Genomic DNA, 7276 nt, shown 5'->3' on the forward strand with positions numbered 1-7276 from the left:
GAAAGGTGTATAAAGAAAGGCGCATAAAAAATTTTGAAGGATAGCTGTCAGGTTACATTCAGACGACAAGCTCTTCCTTCCAAATGACTGCTTCTCAGTCACCAGCAACGCCTGGTGACCATTTTTTTTATAAAAACCCCAATAGGTGAAAAGAACACTATTAGTATGAGGGGTGTGAGGGGAAAAAGGCCACCGGGGAAATCACACCGACTGTACAATATGCCGGTAACTGTCCAGCCGCTCAGACAATATTTTACCCTCAGCCAATGCCTGCAAAATAGCACATCCCGGCTCCTGCTGATGCTTGCAATCACGAAAACGACAATGGCCGATAAATGGCCGAAACTCCCGAAAGCCTTTAATAATATCGCCTTTTTCCATATGCCATAAACCAAACTCACGAATGCCCGGGGAATCAATTAATTTACCTCCGCTGGGAAAATGGCACAGCCTGGCAGCCGTGGTCGTATGAGTGCCTTTGCCGGTAGCTTCAGACAATGCTCCCACACGGATATCCTCATTGGGCAATAATGCATTCACTAAAGAGGATTTTCCCACACCACTTTGCCCGACAAACACACTGGTGTGTTCATTTAATAACACCTGCAACGAAGCTAGCCCTTGTTCAGAGCGTGAGGAAGCTTTTAAAAGTTTGTAGCCAATCTCACTGTAGACTGTCAGCAAATCATCAAGCAGGTCACGACTTTCCTGTTCCACCAACAGATCCGTTTTGTTGAGCAGAATCACAGGTTCAATATTCACCGTTTCAGCGGCCACTAGATAACGGTCAATCAAATTAGGGTAAGGCCTTGGCACAGGCGCAATCACCAACACAATAAAATCGATATTGGCGGCAACAGGCTTTAACTGCCCGCGAGGGTCGGGCCGAGAGAGCAAACTGGTGCGATCTTCTAACGCCACCACCACACCAGAGCGCTCATTCGTTGCCGGGCGCCATATGACCTTGTCACCTGTCACCAGTGGGGGAAGATTGCTACGCAAATGACAGCGCCAGACATCACCCGGGCTGTTGACAGGCTCAATATCCAACTGAGCACCATAATGGGCAACCACCAGGCCAGATTGTTCCGGCTCCAGATGGTCATCATTAAGCTGTTGCTCAATCATAGCCTCCCGCTTGTTGGCACGGGCAATGCGTTCATCCTGGATTTTCTGAATACGCCAGTTCTGCCGACGGGTCAGTTTGCGTTTGCTCATTCGGTTACACTACTATCAATGTCAGAGGGAATTATGATGAACTCCTCTGTCAATGTCAGCTATGATTTCATTATTCAGGACTTATCATCACCTAAACGGTACTATTGAGAAAAGTCCTTCCATGCTTTCATATCGGGTGTTTAATGGCTAAATCGGATAACCTTATTTGGATTGATCTGGAAATGACCGGGCTGGACCCGGAAACCGATCGTATTATTGAAATTGCAACCATCGTCACCGACCCGCAACTCAACGAAATTGCCCAAGGTCCGGTGCTGGCTATTCATCAAACCGATGAAATGCTCAATGGCATGGATGACTGGTGCACGCAAACCCACGGCAACTCTGGCCTGACTGCACGTGTGCGTCAAAGCACCATTAGCGAAGCTGAAGCAGAACAGCAAACGCTGGCTTTTTTGCGAAACCATGTAAATGAAGGCGCATCGCCCATGTGTGGTAATACCATCGGGCAGGATCGGCGCTTTCTGTGGCGCTATATGCCGGCTTTGAATGACTATTTTCATTATCGCAGCATTGATGTCAGTACCCTGAAAGAGCTGGCGCGGCGATGGCGACCAGAACTGCTCAATGGCTTTACCAAAAAAAGTTCACACCTGGCGCTGGAAGATATTCGGGATTCGATTATGGAAATGCAGTACTACCGGCAGCACTTTATCAAGCTATGACAGACTCCCACCATTCAGCCACTGAGGGGGCTATAAAGGGGGCTTGCGGGGAACCCGGAGTGAGAAACTTCAGCACCTTTCGCTGTTGAATCAGTGCTGACAAATCTCTATCTACAGGCAACGTCTTTCCACAACAGCTGTTGCCTGTCAACTAAAGCAAAATCTTCTATACCAATCACTTTATGCTGTCGCCCTGTTTGCCATGCTCACTAAGGAGCTGTTCATGACCCCTTTTGAAAAGCAGAGGATCATGAACAGCTTCTTAAGCAGCATTCACATACACCTCCTGGTCCGTTCGCATAATCTGAATCACCTTTACCATCCAGGCCAGTAGCAATGCAATCAGTAATAAATGGAACTGAAAGTTCTGAGTAAAATCAGCAATATAAAAAAACGGATCTTTTGAACGTATGATATTAAGGGTAAGCACCACTGTACTGAAGGCAATGCCTGACAAACCAATCACCAAGGCAAACTCCCTGTTTCCCTTGTCTTCGGACTTGCGATTAAATGCAGTGTATCCGTCTTTTACAATAGCAAAGTAAACAGCCAGTGCCATAAATGACCAAGCAGGTAATGCTTTAATTTCACTAAATTCTGTGCCTAGTAATGCGACGATGCTCGCATAGATACCAACCGGAACAACAAAATACAATAGGTCTATTGTTGCTAGCCACATGGCTTCAACATACATCTTTGTCTTTGTATTCCAGGCAAGACGGGGCCTTTTTTTTATAAGAATTTTTTCTTCCGCTGACATGGTTGTCTCCGTGGATTTATAGTTATTATTGCCAGACTCTAACGTCTGCTCTTCTCTAACCTGTGCATGCTACTACTATTTCAACCATTTTATCTCGCTTTTACAATAAAAACAGATGTTTATTCTTATTTTTATACGTAAAAAGTTAAACAAAAGTAAGTAGTAAGCAACCGGGAAATATATACTTTTATCGCAATTACTGGCTTTTTACAGGGGTTAGGCGTTATCTTGTCTGGTAAGGCGTGTAGCTAAACTAACTGCTATCAACAGCCTTTCTCTCTCACTGTGCTTAAAACCACCGGTGGCCTCAGTTGCAAACAGGCTCTCACCGTAATCTATAGAGGTGTAATACTCCCCATGTCTCAATGGCGGCAAGACTCCGACCCACAAGCGGCTCAAGAGGCGTCACGCTATGAAACGCCTATTCCCAGCCGCCAGTTTATTTTACAGTTTCTTGAACAGCGGGGTGCGCCAGCCAGTCATCGTATGATATGCCAGGAGATGAGTGTAGAAGGTGAAGAGCAGCAAAGTGCACTCATGTTTCGATTAAAAGCAATGGTACGTGACGGGCAGTTGCTACAAAATCGCAAAGGAGCATTTGCCCTGATCAATAAGCTTGATTTAATCAAAGGTCGTGTTCAGGGTAACCGCGAAGGTTATGGTTTTTTGATTCCTGATGAAGGGGGTGAAGATCTTTATCTCTCCGCACGAGAAATGCGACAGTTGTTTGATGGTGACAAAGCGCTGGTTCGAGAAGTAGGGGTTGATCGCCGTGGTCGTAAGGAAGGCTCGGTGGTTGAGGTTATTGAACGAAACACTTCACAAATTGTTGGCCGCTACTTTGAGGAATCTGGTACCGTCTATGTCGTACCTGAAAATTCACGCATCAGTTGTGAGGTGATGGTGAAGGCTGGCCCCTTAATGCCTGTGTCCGGCCAATATGTCTTGCTGGAAATTCTTGAACAGCCCGGACGACGTTCTCTGCCTGTTGGGTTAGTCAAAGAAATTCTCGGTAGTCGCTCCGATGCAGGTATGGAAGTGGAGGTTGCCCTTCGAACCCATGGTATTCCCCATACCTGGTCAAAAACCATTGAAAAGCAAGCCAGCAATTTCGCCCATGAGGTACTGGCTCGCGATAAAAAAAACCGGGTCGATTTACGAGATGTGCCGTTTGTTACTATTGATGGTGAAGATGCGCGTGACTTTGATGATGCGGTTTTCTGTCAAAAAAAGCGTGGCAGTGGCTGGCGATTGTATGTCGCTATTGCTGATGTTTCACACTATGTAAAGGTTGGCTCTGCGCTAGATAATGAGGCAAAAGAGCGTGGTACATCCGTGTACTTTCCAGGTCATGTTGTACCTATGCTGCCTGAAGTCTTATCCAATGGCTTGTGCTCCTTGAATCCTGAAGTGGATCGCCTGGCAATGGTCTGTGAAATGACCATCAGTGCCTTGGGCAAGCTTTCTGGCTACACCTTCTATGAAGGTCTGATTCGTTCACATGCACGACTGACTTATACACAGGTTTGGGATATGCTGGCAACGCCTGTGAGCAAGACCGGCAAAACCTTGCGTAAACAACACAAGGCAGTTATTCCTCAGGTGGACGAGCTTTATAAGCTTTATCACGCTCTGCGGAGTGTGCGTGATACACGCGGCGCCATTGATTTCGATACCATTGAGACCCGCATTGTGTTCGGCCAAAACCGAAAAATTGACCGCATTGTGCCGACTCATAGGAACGACGCGCACAAATTAATCGAAGAGTGCATGCTATGCGCGAACGTTTCGGCGGCTCGATTTCTTGAAAGGCATAAGGTACCCGCCTTATTTCGGGTACACGAAGGCCCTACTATGGAAAAGCGCCTGAATTTGAATAACTTTTTGGGCAGCCTCAGCCTTTCACTGCCATCTGGAAAAATTAAACCCAAAGACCTTCAGTCATTGTTATCCACAATCCAGGGTCGACCTGATAAGCATGTTATTCAGACCGTGGTGCTGCGCTCCATGAGTCAGGCGGTTTATACTGCAAACAATCAGGGGCACTTTGGCCTCGCTTTTAGTGCCTACGCACATTTCACTTCACCTATTCGTCGCTACCCTGACTTACTGGTACATCGTGCTATTCGTCATATTATCCGTTCCGATATTCACAGCCGTAATGTTAAGCGTGTCGGCGCTTCTGAACTCAGTAAGAAAAGCACTTATCCCTACGATGCCAATGCCATTGAAGCACTTGGTGAGCATTGTTCACTGACGGAGCGCCGTGCTGATGAGGCCACTCGCGATGCCATGGACTGGCTCAAGTGTGAATATATGCAGCAACATCTTGGACAAACATTTAAGGGGGTCGTTTCATCCGTTACTGGTTTTGGTCTGTTTGTCGGGCTAACCGATATTTTTGTGGAAGGGTTAGTTCATATCAGCAGCCTGCCCAGTGATTATTACCATTTTGATGCTATTCATCACTGCCTACAAGGAGAGCGCACAGGCAGACGCTATCGATTAGGTGATGAAATAGAAGTCACTGTGTCCCGGGTGAATATAGATGATAAAAAAATTGATTTTGACTTGTCGTCAGAATTTGACGGTTCTCCTGATTCTAAAAAAAGAAATTTCCGTAATCGTCGTGTACCCGGTGATGTAAAAAACAGCACCAGATCGGCTGCTGCGAAAGCACAACTATTACGTAATATGCGTGCAGCCAAAACTGCTGACGAAGAAAAAAGAAGCAGCAAAGGTAAAAAACGAGTGGGTTCTGGTAAGAAAAAAAATCAACACGGGCAAAGAAAAAAAAAGTTTCGGCAAAAAAATGAGCGAGTAGCGAAAAGAAAGTGAACAAGCCCTAAGGAGCAGTCTAAAAACCAATGGCACTGACTTAAGGTCGCAGCCCTTGATAATTCAAGGCTTACTCGGAAAGAAGCGACTATAAAAAGTCATAAGAGTAAATATTTCCCTTCCGAGCAAGCCATGAACAAGTATAGCCAAGAGTTTCTGTCCCTCGCAGATGATTGCCTTCACCAATTTGCGCAGACTGGAAGTGATGAATTTTCATCAATCCTTACCTCTGATGACCTTAACTCTTTTCAGGATTGTTACCCCGGCTGCAGGGTAAGGAATTTTCCGCCCATCAAAACATTAATCTTGTTCATGCGACAGGTGGCCAGCGACACCAAGTCATGCCGCCACGCCCTCATTGATGAAGCGAGAGATCAGGTTGTCAAGGGCAACAAGAACAAGGTGCCCAACACTGAAACCAGCGCATATTGCAAAGCGCGGCAACGGTTGAGTGAAGCATCCATAAGAGGTTTGCCGCGTACATCTGGCAATAGCCTTGATCACGCCTCACCAGAATCATGGCTATGGCATCAACGTCGTGTACTGCTTACTGATGGTTCAACATTGTTGATGTCTGACACCGAGAAAAATCAGAAAGAATATCCTCAGCCTGGCACTCAAAAAAAGGGCTGGGTTTCCCGATTCTCAGAACTCTTGTTTTGATATGTCTTGGCAGTGGCGCATTGCTTGATTTTGCTGTGGCTGCCTACGAAGGGAAAGAAACCGGGGAACAAGCTTTGCTCAGGAAATTGTTCTCCCATCTGCAGGGTGGCGACATCCTGTTAGGTGATGCGAATTTTGAGAACTACTTCCTGTTGGCTTTGCTGTTACAAGCCAAGGCTGACGTGGTTTTCGAGAAAAATGGTGCCCGCCATATTGATTTCCGGAAGTGCGATCACAAGCTGGATAGCAAGGATGGATTATTCAAATTAACAAGACCAGTCTGACCTGAGTGGATGAGTCAGGAGCTTTATGATCAGATGCCTGCAGAGCTGGTAATCCGTGCTGTCAAGAACAAACGTCGCACCATCATCACCACTTTATTGGATGCTGATGAGTATCCCCGGACAGAGATCATTGCGCTGTATCTGAAACGCTGGCACGTCGAGATTGATTTTGATGTCATTAAAACGACCATGAAAATGGATATGCTGCGCTGTAAAAGTCCGGAAATGGTGAGAAAAGAAATATCCATCAACTTTCTGGTATACAACCTGGTACGGGCACTGATGGGGAAAACAGCAAAGCACATTGACAAGACGCCACGGGAATTGAGCTTTAAAACGGCTCAGGAAACGCTGGTGTCATTCCTTCAAACATTACTGGGAGCATCGGGTGACTGGCTGGAACAGAAAATCGTCAATATGTTGGACATCATAGGTCAGCATATTGTTGGAAATCGACCTGGTCGGTCGGAGCCAAGGGCTGTTAAGAAACGACCAAAACCGCATAAAAGGCTCCAGCATTCAAGGTCGCAGGCAAGCAGACTCAAGAAATACCAAGGGAGGTGAGCTTAAGTCAGTGCCATTGGACCATGAGCACCTCCTGTAATGATCCAGAGTATTGACCATTATGCTGGAAGTGCAAATCGGGAAGTTATTTTTAGACTTTTCCTAAGGTAAAAAGTGATGCCTGGCGATGACCTACTCTCACAGGCCGGGAAACCTCTCGCTCCCCTACCATCGGCGATAGGTCGTCTCACTGCTGAGCGCCCGCGGCGATAAAGCGCGGATGGGATCAGCTGTGTTTTAAATTAGTGCCTGGCGATGACCTA

Annotated in this window: 7 protein-coding genes; 5 read left to right on the top strand and 2 right to left on the bottom strand. The window is 46.5% G+C overall.

Features of this window, described 5'->3' with window-relative positions:
- Nucleotides 1-201: 201 nt before the first annotated feature.
- Nucleotides 202-1218, bottom strand: a complete 1017-nt coding sequence (gene rsgA / locus V4C51_RS02650) for a small ribosomal subunit biogenesis GTPase RsgA (RefSeq protein WP_330924576.1) — start codon at nucleotides 1216-1218, stop codon at nucleotides 202-204.
- A gap of 143 nt (nucleotides 1219-1361) precedes the next feature.
- Here rsgA and orn point away from each other — a divergent pair, with 143 nt between their 5' ends.
- Entirely contained in the window at nucleotides 1362-1904 is a 543-nt protein-coding gene (gene orn, locus V4C51_RS02655; RefSeq protein ID WP_330924577.1) for an oligoribonuclease, read from the top strand.
- 262 nt (nucleotides 1905-2166) lie between these two features.
- Here the strand turns inward: orn and V4C51_RS02660 are convergent, their stop codons facing one another.
- Entirely contained in the window at nucleotides 2167-2664 is a 498-nt protein-coding gene (locus V4C51_RS02660) for a hypothetical protein (RefSeq protein WP_330924578.1), read from the bottom strand.
- Between the two features lie 357 nt (nucleotides 2665-3021).
- Here V4C51_RS02660 and rnr point away from each other — a divergent pair, with 357 nt between their 5' ends.
- The 4 genes from rnr to V4C51_RS02680 all read left to right on the top strand — a co-directional run bounded on the left by rnr (nucleotide 3022) and on the right by V4C51_RS02680 (nucleotide 7013).
- Nucleotides 3022-5502 carry a ribonuclease R gene (gene rnr / locus V4C51_RS02665; RefSeq protein ID WP_330924579.1) on the top strand — a complete coding sequence of 827 codons (2481 nt, stop codon included), beginning with the start codon at nucleotides 3022-3024 and terminating at the stop codon, nucleotides 5500-5502.
- Nucleotides 5503-5634: 132 nt separating this feature from the next.
- Nucleotides 5635-6165: a hypothetical protein gene (locus tag V4C51_RS02670; protein ID WP_330924580.1), complete on the top strand. Its 531-nt coding sequence runs from the start codon at nucleotides 5635-5637 to the stop codon at nucleotides 6163-6165.
- A gap of 20 nt (nucleotides 6166-6185) precedes the next feature.
- Entirely contained in the window at nucleotides 6186-6449 is a 264-nt protein-coding gene (locus tag V4C51_RS02675; RefSeq protein WP_330924581.1) for a hypothetical protein, read from the top strand.
- 33 nt (nucleotides 6450-6482) lie between these two features.
- A complete protein-coding gene (locus V4C51_RS02680) occupies nucleotides 6483-7013 on the top strand; it encodes a transposase (protein WP_330924582.1) in 531 nt (176 codons plus the stop codon).
- The last annotated feature ends 263 nt before the right edge of the window (nucleotides 7014-7276 follow it).

The sequence above is a fragment of the Candidatus Sororendozoicomonas aggregata genome (genome assembly GCF_031528575.1).
In the GTDB taxonomy this organism is placed as follows: Bacteria; Pseudomonadota; Gammaproteobacteria; order Pseudomonadales; family Endozoicomonadaceae; genus Endonucleibacter; species Endonucleibacter aggregata.